General features: G+C 62.1%; 21 protein-coding genes. 4 read left to right on the top strand and 17 right to left on the bottom strand.

Annotated features, from left to right (window positions below; translation table 11 throughout):
• The coding region (locus VGY55_12110; protein HEV2970705.1) for a GTPase at positions 1 to 77 on the bottom strand (77 nt) is incomplete at its 3' end.
• Between the two features lie 159 nt (positions 78 to 236).
• Between VGY55_12110 and VGY55_12105 the strand changes: the two genes are divergently transcribed.
• Positions 237 to 1,214 carry a uracil-DNA glycosylase gene (locus VGY55_12105; GenBank protein HEV2970704.1) on the top strand — a complete coding sequence of 326 codons (978 nt, stop codon included), beginning with the start codon at positions 237 to 239 and terminating at the stop codon, positions 1,212 to 1,214.
• Here VGY55_12105 and VGY55_12100 read toward each other — a convergent pair.
• Positions 1,209 to 2,708 (bottom strand): protein kinase, encoded by a 1,500-nt coding sequence (locus VGY55_12100; protein HEV2970703.1) that lies wholly within the window; start codon positions 2,706 to 2,708, stop codon positions 1,209 to 1,211. The two genes, VGY55_12105 and VGY55_12100, sit on opposite strands and share 6 nt — an antisense overlap.
• 264 nt (positions 2,709 to 2,972) lie before the next feature.
• Positions 2,973 to 3,254, bottom strand: a complete 282-nt coding sequence (locus VGY55_12095; GenBank protein ID HEV2970702.1) for a transcriptional regulator — start codon at positions 3,252 to 3,254, stop codon at positions 2,973 to 2,975.
• A gap of 372 nt (positions 3,255 to 3,626) precedes the next feature.
• On the opposite strand from VGY55_12095, the gene VGY55_12090 reads away from it, so the two are divergent.
• From VGY55_12090 to VGY55_12080, 3 genes are all read left to right on the top strand, one after another.
• Entirely contained in the window at positions 3,627 to 6,383 is a 2,757-nt protein-coding gene (locus tag VGY55_12090; GenBank protein ID HEV2970701.1) for a hypothetical protein, read from the top strand.
• A 107-nt stretch (positions 6,384 to 6,490) separates the two neighbouring features.
• Positions 6,491 to 7,999 (top strand): DUF4147 domain-containing protein, encoded by a 1,509-nt coding sequence (locus tag VGY55_12085; protein ID HEV2970700.1) that lies wholly within the window; start codon positions 6,491 to 6,493, stop codon positions 7,997 to 7,999.
• A gap of 184 nt (positions 8,000 to 8,183) precedes the next feature.
• Entirely contained in the window at positions 8,184 to 8,762 is a 579-nt protein-coding gene (locus VGY55_12080; GenBank protein HEV2970699.1) for a HEAT repeat domain-containing protein, read from the top strand.
• A 20-nt stretch (positions 8,763 to 8,782) separates the two neighbouring features.
• On the opposite strand, the gene VGY55_12075 is transcribed toward VGY55_12080, so the two are convergent.
• From VGY55_12075 to VGY55_12010, 14 genes are all read right to left on the bottom strand, one after another.
• Positions 8,783 to 9,133: a hypothetical protein gene (locus tag VGY55_12075; protein HEV2970698.1), complete on the bottom strand. Its 351-nt coding sequence runs from the start codon at positions 9,131 to 9,133 to the stop codon at positions 8,783 to 8,785.
• 203 nt (positions 9,134 to 9,336) lie between these two features.
• On the bottom strand, positions 9,337 to 9,603 hold the full coding sequence (locus tag VGY55_12070) for a hypothetical protein (protein ID HEV2970697.1): 267 nt from the start codon (positions 9,601 to 9,603) through the stop codon (positions 9,337 to 9,339).
• Positions 9,604 to 9,687: 84 nt separating this feature from the next.
• Positions 9,688 to 10,308 carry a hypothetical protein gene (locus VGY55_12065; GenBank protein HEV2970696.1) on the bottom strand — a complete coding sequence of 207 codons (621 nt, stop codon included), beginning with the start codon at positions 10,306 to 10,308 and terminating at the stop codon, positions 9,688 to 9,690.
• Between the two features lie 112 nt (positions 10,309 to 10,420).
• A complete protein-coding gene (locus VGY55_12060) occupies positions 10,421 to 11,230 on the bottom strand; it encodes a hypothetical protein (protein ID HEV2970695.1) in 810 nt (269 codons plus the stop codon).
• Positions 11,223 to 12,089 (bottom strand): hypothetical protein, encoded by an 867-nt coding sequence (locus tag VGY55_12055; protein ID HEV2970694.1) that lies wholly within the window; start codon positions 12,087 to 12,089, stop codon positions 11,223 to 11,225. The genes VGY55_12060 and VGY55_12055 overlap by 8 nt, the downstream gene beginning before the upstream one ends.
• A 128-nt stretch (positions 12,090 to 12,217) precedes the next feature.
• The gene (locus VGY55_12050) at positions 12,218 to 12,553 is read right to left on the bottom strand and encodes a hypothetical protein (GenBank protein ID HEV2970693.1); all 336 of its coding nucleotides are present in this window, start codon (positions 12,551 to 12,553) and stop codon (positions 12,218 to 12,220) included.
• A gap of 154 nt (positions 12,554 to 12,707) precedes the next feature.
• Positions 12,708 to 13,220: a hypothetical protein gene (locus tag VGY55_12045; GenBank protein ID HEV2970692.1), complete on the bottom strand. Its 513-nt coding sequence runs from the start codon at positions 13,218 to 13,220 to the stop codon at positions 12,708 to 12,710.
• Positions 13,221 to 13,264: 44 nt separating this feature from the next.
• The gene (locus VGY55_12040) at positions 13,265 to 13,648 is read right to left on the bottom strand and encodes a hypothetical protein (protein ID HEV2970691.1); all 384 of its coding nucleotides are present in this window, start codon (positions 13,646 to 13,648) and stop codon (positions 13,265 to 13,267) included.
• Positions 13,649 to 13,652: 4 nt separating this feature from the next.
• Positions 13,653 to 14,165 carry a hypothetical protein gene (locus VGY55_12035; GenBank protein HEV2970690.1) on the bottom strand — a complete coding sequence of 171 codons (513 nt, stop codon included), beginning with the start codon at positions 14,163 to 14,165 and terminating at the stop codon, positions 13,653 to 13,655.
• On the bottom strand, positions 14,165 to 14,593 hold the full coding sequence (locus VGY55_12030) for a hypothetical protein (GenBank protein HEV2970689.1): 429 nt from the start codon (positions 14,591 to 14,593) through the stop codon (positions 14,165 to 14,167). Before VGY55_12030 ends, VGY55_12035 begins: the two co-directional genes overlap by 1 nt.
• A 67-nt stretch (positions 14,594 to 14,660) precedes the next feature.
• On the bottom strand, positions 14,661 to 15,305 hold the full coding sequence (locus VGY55_12025; GenBank protein HEV2970688.1) for a hypothetical protein: 645 nt from the start codon (positions 15,303 to 15,305) through the stop codon (positions 14,661 to 14,663).
• Positions 15,305 to 15,517 (bottom strand): hypothetical protein, encoded by a 213-nt coding sequence (locus tag VGY55_12020; GenBank protein HEV2970687.1) that lies wholly within the window; start codon positions 15,515 to 15,517, stop codon positions 15,305 to 15,307. The genes VGY55_12025 and VGY55_12020 overlap by 1 nt, the downstream gene beginning before the upstream one ends.
• Positions 15,518 to 15,621: 104 nt before the next feature.
• Positions 15,622 to 15,951, bottom strand: coding sequence for a hypothetical protein (locus VGY55_12015; protein HEV2970686.1), 330 nt, complete (start codon positions 15,949 to 15,951; stop codon positions 15,622 to 15,624).
• A gap of 174 nt (positions 15,952 to 16,125) precedes the next feature.
• Positions 16,126 to 17,351: hypothetical protein (locus VGY55_12010; GenBank protein HEV2970685.1), on the bottom strand; the 1,226-nt coding region annotated here is incomplete at its 5' end.

Below are 17,351 nucleotides of genomic sequence, written 5' to 3'. Positions count from 1 at the left end.
TTGCGCACCAGCCAATTGAACAGGCTGGACTTGCCCACGTTTGGGCGGCCGACGATGACGACTTGGGGAATGCCCATGGGGCACGGGGCTAGGGGGTCGGGATTCGGGGCTCGGGATGTGGCCGACGCTGCCAGCGTCGCGGCTTACTGCCATCGCGATCGTCACGGCCGCGTCAATTCAATCTTGACGAAATTCGGCATACCGCCGATCGCTCACCAGTTGTTCGCCGCCAGCCCATGATAATTGACTTGGCCCGGCGGCGACAGGTGAGCAGCTCGCCAGCGTTCGGCGGACTTCGACGCAAGTTGTTTGAACAGGGGATGTTGCCGCGCCGCGACGTGACATATAATCTTACGCGTTTGTCAAGCACGGGTTCGCTTATGAGTCAGGAACAATCCGATCAAGAAGTGCGAATGTCTCGCGCGGTGCTCCAGCGTTTGGAGAGCCTGGAAGGCGCGGGAATCACTCATTTACGCAAGCCGCGACCAAGAAACCCTGCCGTCGCTGCCGCGCCGATTGCGTCGGCTGCGAAGCCCGTCGAGACGGCGTCGATCGGATCGGGCCGGACTGCTGCCTCGCCGGCCCCGGCCGATCTGCCGCCGACGCTGTTCGATTCCGCGAGTTCCGAAGTGCCCTTGGTGCCGGCAGCCGAGCGACCCGCGCTGCTCGATATCGTTCGCACCGAGGTGGCCGGCTGCACGCGCTGCTCGGAATTGGCCGCCGGACGAACGCAAACCGTCTTCGGTGTCGGCAATCCGAACGCGCGGCTGATGTTCATCGGCGAGGCCCCTGGCGCCGACGAAGATCGTCAAGGCGAGCCGTTCGTCGGTCGGGCTGGACAGTTGCTCACGCGGATCATCGAGGCCTGCCGGCTCGCGCGCGATCAGGTCTACATTGCCAACGTGATCAAGTGCCGGCCGCCGGGCAATCGCAACCCATTGCCAGACGAGGTGCTCAACTGTCGCGGCTACTTGGAACGGCAGGTAGCCGTCATTCGACCGGAGTTCATCTGTTGTCTCGGCGCCGTGGCCGCCCAAGCCGTCTTGAAAACCGAGATGTCGATCGGCCGCCTCCGCGGCAAGTTTCACGAGTACGAAGGAATCCCGGTCGTTTGCACCTATCACCCAGCTTACCTGCTGCGCAACCCCGACGCCAAGCGCTACACGTGGGACGATATGAAGATGCTGATGCTGCGGATGGGCGTCGAACTATGACGCTTTCGCCGCCGTCGCGCTCGGTTCCATCAGCTTTTCGAGCAATTCAAGCAGCATGGGCACCTTGATGGGGCTCGATATGTGGACATGCAGCGGCGAGAGCTTCGCCTGCGCGAGCCATTCCTGGTGCCTGGCGCCCAACAGCAGCACCGCGGGCACTTTGGACGTGATGCCGTGCGAGCCGAATTCGTTGAAGGCCGCGAGCGCCTGCTCACCCAATTGCCCGGTGCTGAATAGCACGCATTCGGCCGGCTGCTTTCCTTCCGCGAACCAAGCCAAGGGTCGTTGCGGATCGCTTGTCACTAGCACGCGGTAACCGTTCTTTTTCAATTGGTCGCGCAAGAGGTCTTGCGCCCTGGCGTTCGACTCGACGATCATCACCGGGCGATTCTTCCCCGGCTGATCGGCTGCGGCGCTGGCCGTTTCGCTGCCTTCGGGGGCATTCAATCGTCGCTGGAGCACCGTCAATTCGGCGAGCATTTCAGCCGATGTCTGATAACGGTGCTTGGGGTTCAATTCCAGCGCATGCTCGACAACCGCGATTACGTACGGCGGCAGCTCGGGGCAGCGCGTCTTGATCGGCACGATGTCGAGAAACCGGCTGGGATTGGACCGCGCGATCCGGTCGCGAGTCGGCTCCAAAGGCGGAACGCCGGCGAGCATGTGGTAAAGAATGCAGCCGGCGAAGAAGATGTCGCCGCGAATATCGCCGTTGGAAATGCCCGTCACCCGTTCGAGCGCGACATAGTCGATCGTCCGCGGGTTCTCGATTCCGCCGGCCAACTCGTCGCTGGCCTCTTCCGGATCGACACCCGCCAGACCGAAATCCACGAGCTTCGCCTGACCCGTGCTGGAAACGAGCACGTTCGAGGCTTTCATATCGCGATGCGAAATCCCGCGGCGCGCGGCGTAATCCAAGCCGCGAGTGATGTCGGCCATCAGCCGCACCGCGTCGCGCGGGTCGATCTGCTTGCGACTCTTGATAAACTCGCGGAGGCTCTGCCCTTCGATAAACTCCATCGCGATATACTGGGCGGCCTTCTCCATGCCGACCTCGAATTGGGTCGGCTTCTCCGCTCCCACCTCATAGACCGCGACGATATTGGGATGCCGCAGCGTGAGACCGACCTGCGCCTCCCGACGGAACTGCTCGCACTTCTTGGCGTCGGTGGTAAATCGTTGCCGCAGGACCTTCACCGCGACGACCTTCCCCGTCTCGCGATGGACCGCGCGGTAGACGCGGGCGAACGTGCCCGCGCCGACTTGATAGAGGACCTTGTAGCTGCCGTAGAAGTAGCCTGTTCGGTCCCCGCGGCTGACCCGTTCCATTTGATACGGCGTCAACAATCCGCGGCGGAGCAGGAGTTGTTGAAACTGCTCCGCGTTGAGGTGTTTTTGAGTAAGTTCGCCGCGCACCTCATGAAAGCTGCGGTCGTCGAGCAGTTCGAGACCGAACGCGCGCTGAGCGATGTCTTCAGCAGATAGTTCGGCCATGACGGGTACGCTTCAACTCTGTTCCAATTCCCGAGCCCGGCTCGGAGAGCCGCCCGGTGGTACTTCGCGGCGGCCGCCGAATTATAGGCCGGAGCAGCCGCCATCCTCGCGCCCAGCGCAAGGGGCACACTGCCGTCGCCATTTCGCCGGAAGCAATGATCGACCAATCATTCTCAGATACCATCCTAACCGAGCGGGCGGAATCTCTCAAATGGACGGCTGAGGGATCCAAAAGCGTTAAATCCAACGGCCGGCAACAAACCGCTAAGCCTCCTCGGCCTTGCGGCGAAAGTCGTCGCGCTCGCGGCGAGTCGCTTCCAGATCGAACATCAGGTATTTCATGTCGAGCCGCAACTGGCCGAGGGCATCTTGGACCAGCGATAGAATCCGCCGTCGCCGCTTGGTGCTTTCTACGACGCGTAATAGTATCGGTTCAACCTGATCGCGGTATTCGGTGGGCAAACGGCTCAGAACATTTCCCAGATCGACCAGTTCGGCGGGAAGCTCTTCGGGACTGGCTTTGACGACTCGGCTTGAATTGCTCACGGTTGCTGCTCTCCAGGGGTGTGAAGCTTGGTTAGAGCAGCCGGCGTGCCGCGACTCAAGCGCTGTTGCACGTTGTCATCCCTAAGTTGCAATTGATAAATGAGTTGCGTACAAGCCGTGCGACCCAGATCCTGATTTCCCGACGATGACAAAACACTACGATTGACCTGGAATGATCGCGCAAACCTTGGTACAAGTGGAACTTGCGCCAATAACGCGGTTTTGGCACCGAGTGGTGTTTAGGATGCATCGTTCTTGATCGCGCGCCGCAAAATGTTAGCGCGATCTTAACCATCCGCCGTTTGGATCGGGTCGAGCAAGGAGGCAAGACCGATTCCTCGTCTCTCGCTATGTTGCCATGCCCTGGTGGTCTTGGCCGGCATCGTCCCAATTGCCGGAGTCGTTCACGCTGCGCCGAGCGATACGGCATGGCATGAGGGGTTTGAAGGGCCAAATCCGTCCTGGCGCGCGTCCGGCGCCGACATGGAATACCGGATCGACGAGCATGGCCGCCGCCGAGGGGGCGCACACACAGGGCAAGCGTCCGAACAGATTCGAGTGACCGGAAGCAACGGCACCTACATCTACTTCAGCCACCCGGTCCCTCCTTCTCAGATCACATCCGAATTGGCGCCGAGCGTCTGGATCAAAGCCGATCGGCCAGGCTTGCAAATCCTTGCTCGGATCGTGCTGCCAAACCTGATCGATCCGAAGACTCGGCAGCCCGCGGCGGTCTTCGTGCGCGGCACGAGCTATTCGCAAGTCGGCATTTGGCAGCAGTTGCGGATCGAGAATGTGCCGCTGGAATTGGAGCGGCAGCTTCGCGTCTTGCGACTGCAGCTCGCACGCCCCGACGTGGACGCTCGCGGGGCGTTTCTCGATCAGGTGTGGCTCAATGTGTTCGGCGGCCCCGGCACAACGAACGTGGCGATCGACGATTTGGAGCTGAGCGGGATCGTGGATCCAGCGCTCGCTCCTCGAAAATCAGATGCAGCTTCGCCGATCCCGTTTAGCCGCGAGCCGATAGGCGAGCGCGACCCAGCCACCACCTGGGCGGGAACCGCCAATGGCACTCGACCGCTCGGACGCGACATCAAGCTCGATGGTTCGGTGCTGCTGGTCGACGGCCATCCGTTTTTTCCCAGAATCCTCCGTTATCAAGGGGAACGGCTCGAACTGGTCGCGAAGACGGGTTTCAACGCGATCCGCCTGACGCAACCGCCGCCGCCGCAGTTATTGGCGGATGCCGAGCGGCTCGGGCTGTGGATCGTTTGCCCGCCTCCGCGTGGGCCCGCGGTACAGCCTGGCATGCCCGCGCCCCTCGCCGCCGAGATCGGGCCGGAATACGACTCGGTGCTCGCCTGGCACTTGGGAGACGGCTTGACCGGAGAGGAGCTTTCCGCGGTGACGGCCATCGCGCGACAGCTCGAGCCGCTCGACTCGCGCCGAAAGCGGCCGATCGTTTGCGCGCCCGAGACCGATCTGCGGGCCTATAGCAGTCGCGTCAACTATCTTTGCTTCGGCCGCGCTCCGCTCGGCACGAGCATTGAGTTGGGTGATTATATGAATTGGCTCCGGGAGCGGCCTCGACTGGCACGCCCCGGCACGCCGTTTTGGACCACCGTCCAGACCGAGCTGTCCCCCGCGGCTTGCGAGCAAGCGGCCATGTTTTCGGGATCGCGGCCGCCAATTCCGGCCGATGGTGAATCCTTGCGGATGCTCACGTACTCCGCTCTGTCGGCGGGTGCTCGGGGAATTGAGTTCCGCTTGGGGTCGCCGCTCGATACCGCGCCGCAGTCGCTGCAGCTCGAGCTGTCGCTCCTGAATTTGGAACTTGAGCTGGCCGAGCCTTGGGCCGCAACCGGATCGTATGTGACGACGGCCGCATCCCGCGATCAGCAAATCGTGGGCGCCGTGCTGCAAACGCAGACGACTCATCTCCTCCTGCCGATGCGGGTCGCTCCCCATTCGCAATACATACCGTATCTCCCCGAGCAAGCCGCACACGGACCGGTCACGATCGTCGTGCCCGGCATCCCGGAGTGGCACAGCGCTTTCGAACTCACCCCGGCCGGCTTGCTGCCGCTGAAGCACACTCGTGGGACCGGCGGAGAGCATATCACGATCGACGATTTCCAATTCAGTTCGATGGTGCTGATTACGGCCGACCCGGCGGTGATCGACACCTTGACGCGCCGGCTAACGCAAATGGCCGATCGCTCCGCGCCGCTCCAGCGCGAGTTGACCGCCCAAACGCTCTCTGAGGTCGAAGCGATCGACCGGCGGCTGCCACACAAGCCGCCGGAAGCGCTCCCCACCGAATGGTTAACTAAGGCCCGCGCCGGACTCGCGGAGGCCGACAAGTCGCTGGCCGCCGGCGATCGCCCGGCCGCATATCAAGCGGCCCGCAAGGCGATCGGTCCGCTCGAGCAATTCAAACGCTATCGCTGGGAGCAGGTTCTCACTGGTCAAAACTCCCTGGCGACCAGCCCGTTTTACGTGTCGTTCGAGACGCTTCCCGATCAGTGGCGGTTGATGGACCAATTGCGCTATCTTCAGCCGGGCAACAACCAACTTCCCGGCGGCGACTGCGAGAATCTTGGCTGGATGCTTCAGCAGAATTGGAAACACGTCGATCTGACTCCACAGGCCGACCTACATGCCCACGTCGAGCTGTCTACCAAGCAACCGCACGGCGGAAAGAGCAGCTTGCATCTACAAGTGAAACCGACCAGTGAGGACGATCCGCCGGCGTTGGTCGAGACGGCCCCGGTCTGGGTAACGACCCCGCCTATTAGTGTGCAGGCGCACGAGCTGCTCGCGATCCGCGGGTTCGCTCGCGTGCCGACGCAGATCGCCGGCAGCATCGATGGCCTGATGATCCTCGATTCGATCGGCGGCGAATCGTTGGCCGAGCGGATTGGCCAAACGAACGGCTGGCGCGAGTTCATCATGTATCGCGTCGCTCCGCGCGACGGAACGTTCACGGTCACCTTCGCACTCACCGGCCTTGGCGACGCCTGGCTCGACGACATTTCAATCGCCCCCGTCACGCGCATCGCGGGCAACGAACTCGGCCGGCTGCAACCGCTGCCGCCCGTGAATGGCAGTTTGCCCGTGCGAAGGTAGAATTGTTTAACCCGGAGCCTACGGCGACGGCGTTCTCCACGCGCGACGCACCGTCGCCGTAGGCTCCGGGTTAAACGAACCGCGATAAGCCGTGAAATCGGATCTTCATGTCACGCTCTCCGCTGCAACTACGCGACGACGCTTTGCGAATCTGGCGGGCTGGTTTGGAGGCGGTGCGGTCGGAGCGGTTGGTGCAACAAGCGGTCCGAGTTGAAGGGCAGTGGCTGCTCGTCGCCGACGAAGAGCCGATCGACTTGGAACGCGTCGGCCGGATTGCCGTCGTCGGCGCCGGAAAGGCCGGCGCGGGGATGGGCGCGGCGTTGGAAGCAGCGCTCGGGCCAGAATGCTGCGCCGCCAAGCATCTCACCGGCTGGGTGAACGTGCCGGCCGATTGCGTGCAGAATCTACATCACATTCACTTACACGCAGCTCGGCGCGCCGGCCGCAATGAGCCGACCGCTGAAGGGGTCGCCGGCGCCGAGCAGATTCTGCGGATCGTCGCTGGGCTGGCCCCCTCCGATGTTTGCGTCGCACTGATCTCCGGCGGCAGCTCGGCTCTGCTGCCGGCGCCGATCGATGGAATCTCGCTTGCCGATAAACTGGCGCTCACCCTCCACCTCAGCGCGGCGGGAGCCGACATCCGCCAACTGAATACGGTTCGCAAGCAACTGAGCCGGATCAAAGGAGGCGGGCTCGCGCGAGCCTGCCGAGCCGGAAGACTCATCGCGCTCATCATCTCCGATGTGCCGGGAGACGCGTTCGACATCATCGCCTCCGGCCCGACCGTTGAAGATCACTCGACGCCCGAAGAAGCCCTCGCCGTCCTCAAGCAATTCGACCCTGATGGCATGGTGATTCCCGCGAGCGTCTACGACTATTTGTCGCGAACATCCACAACTCGGGCGCAGCCCGCTTCGCTCCCACTCCCTCTGGGAGAGGGCCGGGGTGAGGGCGAATCGCTGCTGACTTCCCCTCACCCTAACCCTCACCCAAAGGGAGAGGGAACCGATCACACGGCCGCAAGCTCTTGTCGAACCGTGACGTTGTATCGAACCGCGACCGGTTGCGTCGTGACTAATCTGATCATCGGCAATAACGCGTTGGCGGTTGACGCGGCAGGCGCGGAGGCGGAGCGGCTCGGCTATTCGCACGCGATGGTTTCCGCCACCCAGCCGGAAGGTCCGGTCGAAGAGATCGGCCGCCATCTGGCCGACTTGGCCGCCGTGATGCGTGACGCTCCCGGTCCCGATTGCTTGATTTCCGGCGGCGAAGGAACCGTGCGCCTCGTCGGCGAGCGCGAGCGCGGGATGGGAGGGCGCAACCAACAGCTTGCGCTGGCCGCACTAATTCGGCTGGCGGAACACGACCCGCGCGGCATCGCGCTCGTGTCCGCCGGGACCGACGGGGAAGACGGCCCGACCGACGCCGCCGGCGCCCTCGTCGATGAAGCCGTGATCGCCGAAGCGCGGCGACGAAATCTTGACGCAGCCGATTTCCTCCGCCGCAACGATGCCTACCACTTCTTCCAGCCGCTCGGTGCGCTCTTGAAGACTGGTCCGACGCACACCAACGTCTGCGACCTCCGAGTCGTGGCCGTCAATCAACGCGGCAACTAGATGACGTGGGCGACGAAGGCGGCAACACTTCGCTCCCTCGCCACATTCGCTAGCTCCACAGTTACGAGATTGTTACGGTCGGTCATGGAATCAGACGGTATAATCTCGCGTAGTATTGTTCCGATCGGAGATTGTCATGAAAACTCAAAGCCTGATTCAGTTTGCGTTTGTCGCGCTTCCGGTATTGTTGACGCTCGGCGCAGTGGCCGCCCACGGACAGACTTTAGCGCCATCTATGTCGAACGCTCGTCGCAATGTCGACGCATTTGAAAAGAAACTGGCGTCGCTAAAGGACGTTCAAGAAAAGGCTCAATTGGCCCGTGGATTCTTTGGCGGTCTCAAAGACAGCGAATCCAAGATTGAGGCCATTGGCGCACTCGACAGTCGATATGTCTACGTCGTTCCCAGCGGCGTCGAAGGCGAACTCTTAGCGCCACTATTGAAGGATTCGGACGCCAGAGTTCGAGCAGAAGCGGCCCAAGCACTTGGGTACTGTGCTTGGACTGGTCGAACGAAGATCGGCGGCAACGCGAAGCAACTGATTGCCCTGCTCAAGGACCCCGACGCTCGTGTCAGGTCGAGCGTGCTGTACGCGATGGGACATTCCGGTGAAGATCAATTCTTTGCGCTTCTCAAAGCCAGCCTGTTCGATCCCGATCCAAACGTGCGCCGGGACGCTCGTTCTGAGTTCGGAGTCTGGCTGGGCTATCAACAAGACCAACTGCACGAACTGCTAGAAACGGCAAACAAAAGAGAGCGCTAAACGACGTCGGCGTCGGTCGCTCACCGCGATCCGTTGTTCGCCTTCTCTTCCACTCCGCCGGCGCGATGCCGCTTGCAATCCAATAGCTTGGCGGTCTTTCGCGTGAAAATCGCCCCGACGTGAAGATCTCCTTCGTAGAGGATCGTCACGGGCACGGCGACAGCCCAGATCGGCAACAGCCGCGTGAGCATCGTGCGGTTGAAGCCCTCCAGGAATCGAACGGCCTCGCGGGCCGACATGGCCGAGGCGTCGGCCGGCTCGACCGCCGTCGCGCGCGGCGGCAATTCGTCCCAGGCGCTCGGCTGCCATTTCTCGTAGCGCGTGATCCAGACTCGGAACAACGGCCAAACTCTCCCGCGAGCCCTCTTCATGCTCGTCGCTCCCATTCAACATATAGTGGGCACACTCGATGTGCCGCGACAGAGACGGCACGCGTCGTACGCCTTCTATATAGGCTGCGTCGGCGTCCGATTCCACGATGGATGCGCCTCGAACGGATAGTATACATACGTTCCCTTCCATGTCAATAAGCCGTCTTGCACGGTAGCATCTCGCTTTTCATCCACTACCTCGTTCACCGCCACAACCGCGCGAGCCAGCGCCCGGCCCGATTGAGCCATTCGCGCCGGGCGTCACAACCGCAGCCGGGGCGCTTGCGAATTCCCAGGAATCTCAAGCTCGCGGCCAAGCGGTCGCCGAGGCCGCCCTGCGACGAACTTCTCGCAGGGCAATGATGACGGATCGGCGGCGGATCGTCGGGCGCGATTCGCCACGTGTTGCGGCAGCGCCGGCAGGTGGCAATGCCGGTCGATTCGTCGTAGTTCCAACCGGGAAGTCGCATCGTTGATTTTGGATTTTGGATTGGGGACTGTGGATTTGAGACGGCCGATGGAATCCAAAATTGGCAATCCAAAATCCAAAATCGTTACACCGCCGTCAGCAGCACGGCGGCTCCGCTCACGGCCTGACAGTAACTGTTGAAATTGTTCGACGATAGCGGGATCGACTCGTTGGTCCAATTCAGGCAATCCGGCCGCCCCGCGTCGTCGGTCCCGTATTCCTTCTCGAAGACGACGTTATAGGAACCGAAGTGGCAGTCGCCGCAGATCGATTGCTCCGGATCGCCGGCATTGAACGCGACCTGGACGCGATAATGCGGATTCGCCCCGTCCGGAGGAATCACGCCGACGGCGACGTTGCAGAACGCCTTGCAATTGTCGCTCTGCGGCAGCGAGCAGTCGCAGCCGTCGCCGCTTTCCGGCCCGTCGAAGCACAGAAACCAATCGCAGCACAGGCCGTCGAGCGCATCGCATCCGGAGGTTTGCGGCACGGCCTCCATGTCGAACAGATACGTGCCTTCGTAGAACGAGCAAGCGGGCGCGTCGGGGCATTGCGGATCGCCGAGAAAGTTCAATACGCTCGTAAACGTGCCGGCTGGGACGACGAGCTTCAACTTCCGCGGCGCTTCTCCCGCCAGGCAGTGATTGCACGGCGGCGGCGTTCCGCTTCCAGGACAGCAATCGCAATTGAAGAGTTTGAAGCCCATTGTTCGATTTTGGATTTTGGATTGCCGATTTTGGATTGCTGATGTTGGACCCGTCTTGGACTAGCGCTCCCGGCTTCAATCCAAAATCCAAAATCGAAAATCCAAAACTGCCTCAGCACTCGGCTGCGATCAAATACCACTGCCCGTTGATCTGCGCGGCGGCAACCCATTTGCCCGAGGCCACGTCGGCGAACGGGTTGTAGGCAGTGATTGTGCCGCCGGAACTCGTTTCGCTGCCGGCCGTGCCGTTGTAAACGTTGACCGTGCCGCTCGATCCCTTGGCGATCGCACCGGCCGTTTTCCCGATCACCAAGCCGATCGAGTTCGACGCCGCGACGTAGAACCGCTTCGATTGCAGATGAAAGAGCAGCAACACCGGCGTGCCACTGGGAAGCTGCCCGCCGGAGGGCAGCATCCAATCGTAGGCCGTCACGCTAAAGGTCGAATCGACAGAACTGCCGCCGGAGACCTTCCAGACCTCGGCGGTGGCCGAGCCGCCGGCGGCGAGCGTCGCCGTCAGCTTTCCGAAATGGAATTGCACGCCGGGCAACGGAATCCGCTGGCCCGCTGACGGATGATAGAAAGTCAGATGCCGCTCGCCGGCCAGATGGAGACCGCGCTCGGCGTCGGCCGCGTGATCGAGCGTCTGATTGGCGTCGATCCACTTATCGGTCGCGCTCGGGTCGAACGAGAATCGCTCGACCTGCTTGTCGATGTCGCCGGCCTGGATCGTGTCCTTTAACTCGACAAGATCGAATCGCGGCAGACTCGGCAAGCTGATTTGAATCCCGGAATCGCTGTATTGCACCTGCACCGGCGCGACGCCGACGATCCGCCCCAGCCCCAGCACGGCATCCACGAGCGCATTGGCCCATTCGGCCGTGATCGGCTCGCCAGGATCGACCTTTCGAAGGTTACTCATATTGAAACAGCGGGGCGAACTCTGTGCTCGGATAAACCGTGTGCCCGCCGCCGATGGAGACAACCTCGAACCAATTCTCGCCCCCCGAGCCGGGACCGTAGTAGAAATAGTTGTGCCCGACGACCGACTCGGGATCTGCTACGAGCGACACCGTCTTTTCGGCGAAGACGTATTGCAGCGTATAGCGAAGCGTGCCGTCGAGTTGATAGATTTCCGCGATCTTCGCCCCGACGAAGAGCAGGCAGCCGGGCTCGACGCCCAGGATCGTGTCGGCGTTCACGGTGCCGCGGCTGGCGCGAATCGTGTCGTACGGCGGCTGGGCCACGTTGCTCCAGACCAGCGTGTGCGTGGCCACCGGCACTCGCACCCCGATCGGCAGGTCGTCTTCGAGGATCGTGTTCGGGCCGCCCGACCATTTCCAATAGCGGGCGGGGATCGTGAGCATATCGACAGCCACGTCGCGCTCCCAGCGCAAGAACGTGCCGTCGGGGTGCCGCGGCTTGCGCTTGTCACCGCCCGTGTCGAGCAGTCCGTATTCCACGTGGACCCGCGCGCCGCCGGAGTAGGTGTTCATGCCGGTGGACACGTCCGCGAACGCCGCATTGCCGTCGGGCGATTGATCGTCCAGCGGCGTCATCGAGATGGCAGTCACGCGCAGCGCCGGGTTGCCAGGGAAATACGCTGGGCTGACGAGCACCACGCCCTTGGTGGCCGCTGAGGTATAGTAGCCGCGGAGCATGTTCACGAACTCGACCCAATCGCCCCAGGCGACCTTGAAATCGCGCTCGGCGACGATCTTGCCGGTTTCGAGAATTCGGACGCGCGGCGAACCGGCAAGTTCTTGGAATTCGACAGGCATACAAGTACGAAGTGCGAAGGACGAAGTACAAAAAGTAGGGTGCGTCGAGCGAAGCGCTGACGCACCGCGATGGACCGTGCACCGGTGCGTCTGCGCTTCGCTTGACACACCCTACGGATCGCGAAAGGTCAACTGAAGGTCGATTGCGGGTTCGGGTTTTTCACGACGACGTTGATGCCTTGACCCGTCATCAGGGCGTAGATGTCCTGCTGAGTTTTGAGCTGCTGAGCGGCGTTGTTGCCGGGATCGCTGGCGGCAGGTTGCGGAAGCCCGCCGCTGAAACCGGGCAAATCGCTGAAACGAAAGCCGCCGGCGGGCGCGCCGAAACCGGCCGCGCCAAGATGTCGAGCGCCGTGTCCCGCGCGATTTGCGATGCTGGCCGCGTGCGGCATTCGACCCGCTGCATCGGTCGAATGCGGATGAGGTGAATGTTTCCCGAAATGCGAAGCAAGTTTGAAGGCCATGGTGGTTATCGCTCCTGACGGTCGCGAAGCGCCAATACGTCGGCGAGTTTCATTCGAATCGTGCCTCGTTCGGAAATCGTGTCGCTCAAGTACATAGCGGCTTGAAAAACTGTGAGACGGTTGATTTCATGCGGCGTCCAGCGGAAGGCCAGGCTCAACTGGCGATAGAGGCGAGCCCATGGGAGGTCGCTTCCATTGTCGTCGGTCGAGCCTGGCCCGAGGAGTTTCCCAGAGATGCCGTGTCTGAAAGGAAACCGGTCGCTTGGTCGAGTTGGCCTTGGAGTTCGAGCAGCCGGCCGTTGGCGAATTCGGCCAGGCACGAATTGGCTGCCTCCAAGGAATCCAACGCGGCACAATCATCGCGTGCCATCAGCCAGAAAAGATGGGCCGTGCCGTCGAAGGTCTGGAGATAGGCGTCGATCTCGTCGGCCGTTGCGCCGCGCTGGCTGCACGCCTCGCGCAGGGCGACCCGCATCAGCTCGGCATGACGCTTGGACTCGACTCGCTCCAACTCGCGCCCGAGCGCTTCGAGCGGGCTCGTCCGCCGCGAAACGACAAATGCCTTGATCTCCGCCAAATCCCCGAGCGTGAGCGGCCGCAACCGATACTCGCGCTCGCCAACGCGAATCACGCCGCCGACGCCAGCGACTACATGCTGTTTATCCATTTTCGTCCCTTCATCCTTCGTACTTGGTACTTCGCACTTCGCCGCTATACCAGCACCGGTTCCGTCCACGCCCCGTCGGAGTCGAAATGAGCCGCGCCGCCGATCACGTCGCCGCTGTCGATATCGACTTCGACCTCGACTCGCGTCACGATCGCCGGAACGCTGTAGAAATGCGTCGCGTCGAGATATAGGAGCAGCGTCACCGCCGCTCCTTCGACCAGCGGACTGGCGGCCGCGAGATCGAATTTGAACTCGACGTCGCCGCTTCCCGATTTGACACCCGGAATGCTCCGCTTGAACCCGCCCGTGCCGCTCGAGGCATAGCGGCTCGAATTGGCCTGCTTCGTGAACGACCATTTCGTCACCTCGGCGACCGTGACGGCGCCGACTTTGACGAAACCATTCTTGCCGGAGATGGGTTGCGACATAGTTTCAGGCGCTCGTTCCGAGGACGCCGATGTTGTAAACGGCGGTGTTGGCCCCAGCGTTGTGGATTCGCAGCACCTTGTTGCCCGAGCCAGTGGCCCAGCCGTCTTTCTTGCTGGCCAACAGCGTCGCGCTGTCGGCGCCGATTTCGAGCTTGCTCGTGGCCGAGCCGGCAAATGCCCCGGTGAAGCCGTTGGCGACCGAGGAGTCGATCCACAGCTTTTCGCCCGCGGTCGTCGAGGTGTGGATAATCAGGATTGCTTTCACTCGGGCCAGATCGATCGTCACGGTCGAGCCGAAAACCGAATGGGCTAGCGCCGTCAGATCGAGATCGTCGTTGGCCCCGGCGGCGAGCGTTCGCTGGTCGGACCAGATGCGATCCGCCTGATCGGCGGCCGTGCCGCTGGAGAGCGTGTCGTCGTAGGCGAGCTGCGAAGCGTCGCCGACCGTCGTCAGACCCAACGCTTCCTGAAACAACCACTGGATCGAGGCCTTGATTTCGCTGGCAAGCGTGGTCATTAGGTTTTGCTCCCGCTGGTGTCAGTGAGTCGAATCTGAAAATCGCGTGCGATCCGCCAGACGCCGTCTTCCGGGTCTTCGCTTTCGGTGCGATCGCCGGGCTTCATGTCGAGCACTCGGCCGCGCGACCAGAGGAACTCGCGGCGGTTGAAACAGTCGCAGATCGCTTGGTCGATCTGCCGCCCTTCGTCGTAGTCCCGCGTGTAGATCGAGAACCGGATCCGCTCGGTCGTGAGCAGGGTGCCGCTGGAGGTCCGCGTCAGTTCGGCATCCGCAAGCACCGAAATCGATACATACGGGAAAGCGATCGGCTGCTGCATCGCATCGCGCAGCGGCGGCAATCCCGTGTAGACTCGCTCCGGCGGCACGAGCGCCGAAAGCGGCCGGTAGCCGCTCCAGCAATCGTGAATCGCTCGCTCAGCAGTCATGGGAAAAGGATGAAGGTTGAAGGACGCGTTGAAATTCAAAATCCAAAATCGCAAATCCAAAATCGAATCACAGTCGCCGCTCGGCGTTGATGACGAACAAATTCGTGATGGAATCGGGGCGTTCGTAGCCGGTGACCTCGTACTCCATGCCGTCAGCGGCGACGATCTGAAAGCCGTTGTCCACCACGATCTGCTCGGCCACGTACACTTTCGCGGTGACAATACCCGATCGCCGGCCATGTTGCTCCGAGCGCTCGGCCGCTTGTTCCTGAATCCGCGCGCGAACGCCCAGGCGATAGTCCTCCCAGCTTCGCTCGGCGGCGCCGCTTTGTCCCTTGGCGATCACCTCGCGGCGGATCGCGATGAGCGTGTTCAAGCCCGCGGTGATCGCCAGATTTCTCGCAATGCACTCGAATCGCGAACCGCAAGTCGCCAGCCGCGTTGCGAGGATCATCCACGACTCGCCGGAACTGTCCACGATCCGGTCGCCCAACTCGGGCGCATCGTCCAACTCAGCCGCGGCCAGATGCCAGCGAACGTCGGCGGTCGTGTATTCTCCGTCGCTCGTGGCGGCCTCGCCGGTGGTGATCGCCCGACGCAGTGCGCTGGCCAGCCGCGTAGCCGTAATTCCATCGGCTCGTCGGAGCGTGACCCCTTCAAGGTCGTCCGCGATCTGCGCAAAATCGGATTGCAAGTCGAGTGGCCCCAGCATCAGGTGACTCCTCGCGATTGAACCTCGAACGGATCGAGACCGATCAGCTTGAGGTCGCACCAATCCACGGTCGCTTGCAATGACTGCACGTAGCTCTCCCACGAGACGCTTTGGCCGTCGATCGTGTAAGTCGGCTTCGGATTGGACCGTAGCTCGAGCAACTGAGTGAGCGCCTGGCTGCGGACGGCGGCAATTTGGTCGTAATCGGACATGCGGCGGAGGTCAGAGGTCGGAGATCGGAAGTCGGGGGCAACGAGCCGGTGGCGTCGGGGCGGGGCGCCCTTTGGGCCCGCCAGTGGGTCGCCGGATTGGACGATCACCCTTTCAAGGAAACATCAATGCTCCCGGCCGTGTTGGCGACGAGCTTTAGCGCGCCGTAGTCTGAGCAGGCCGCCGGCAGCGGATAACCCTTGCCTGCGGCGACGGTCTGCGCAACCGGATTGCCGTTGCTATCCTGAATCGCCACGTACGCGCCGCCGGGCTGGCGCGCGCCGTAGTACGTAAGCGTAGTGAGGGTGGATCCCGCCGGAACCAGGATGCATCCACTGGCCACCGCCGCCAGATCGATCTCCGCGGTGGTCGCCACGCTATTGGTCAGCGCGATTCCCGCCAACTGCGAATGATGCCGCCGAATTCGATTGGACATGAAAGCCTCCCGCGTGATAAGAGTTCGAACGTCATTTAAAATGGCTAAGGCCTAATGACGAATGTCTAAAGAATGACGAACGCTAAACTACGAATGGGATCGTCGCCGCTTGCGGTTAGTCATTCGTGCTTCGTCATTCCTTAGTCATTCGTCATTCGACATTCGTCATTCCTGTCACGCCGTGCTCTTCACGACATATCGCGGCTCGAGCGTCGCGGCGGCGCCGCGCTCGCTGGCCTTGAAGCGGATCATGATGTCTTGCGTGAACTCGGCCTCGCTGTTCTGTGGCGCCTGGGTGACGGTGATCGGCCAATTCTCCATGTAGGCAAATGCCTTGCGGAAATTGCCGAGATACCAGTTGCTCGTCGCCTGGCCGGCGGCGGTGAGCCGCGACCGCAGCAGCCGGCTCGAAACGACCCGATAGCTGCCGGCCATCGGATTCGGCGCGAGTGTGCGGACCGTCTTGGCGTTCTGCTGATTGTCCACCTGCTCGATCTCGGTGGCGTCGACGATCCGCCGCGCGGAGTGCAGCGACTCCGGGCAAACGAGGATCGTGTCGGCCATGATTAACACCGGCTCGCCGGTATTGGGGTCGGTGATGTTCGCGAGCAGTTGCTCGGCCGCGTCGACGTCGGTCCAATCGACGAGCGGATTGGTCGACTTGACGTTGATCCAGGGGGCGGCCGATTGATACGTGGCGTAAATCGCGCCGCGCCATTTGTAGCGATGGTCTGTCACATTGCCGTCGATGATGCAATCGAGCAGTCGCTTCTCCTTGTTGAGGCCGAGGAATTCGCCGACCTCGCCGGCCCGCTGCAAAACCAGATGCGTGCGGTCGAAGAAGATCGCCTCCTTCGTCACCGGGACGATCATGCCGCGCTTGGTCGTGGCGGGCGTTTCGATGTAATCCTCCGTGAGCCCGACGTTCGGATAGGGATGCCCTTCGTCGATCGACTCGGCCGCATCGCCCATCTGGCCGATCCCCGGGATCTTCTCGCCGCTGAAGCGGGTCGGCACCGTCTCGACCATCCGCCCGGCGACGAACGCCTCGGACGAAAAGCCCTCCATGATCTTCGAGAACACGATCTGGCCGGTGATGTTGCTGAACGTGGCCGTATCGACCGCGTCAGCCGCTTCCATCAGATCGATCCCGCCCGCCTTCGAGCGCGGGTCCAAGAGCGGCACGAATTCACGGCCGTCGGGGATCGTCGCCTCGGCCAGATCACGAAGCGAAAAGTCCTCGGGCCGCAAGTGACCGTCGGCCAGCGACTCGCGCAAATGCCGGCAGACCTCCTTCGAGCCCATCGTTTCGTAAAGTCGTTTCAGTTCACGGTAATTGACGGCACGAGTCATGGTCTCTCCTGAAGGCGGAAGGATGAAGGCGGAAGGATGAAAGCGAA

This window comes from Pirellulales bacterium (assembly GCA_035939775.1).
Classification (GTDB): domain Bacteria; phylum Planctomycetota; class Planctomycetia; order Pirellulales; family DATAWG01; genus DASZFO01.
This window is presented reverse-complemented; position numbering and strand designations above follow the sequence as displayed.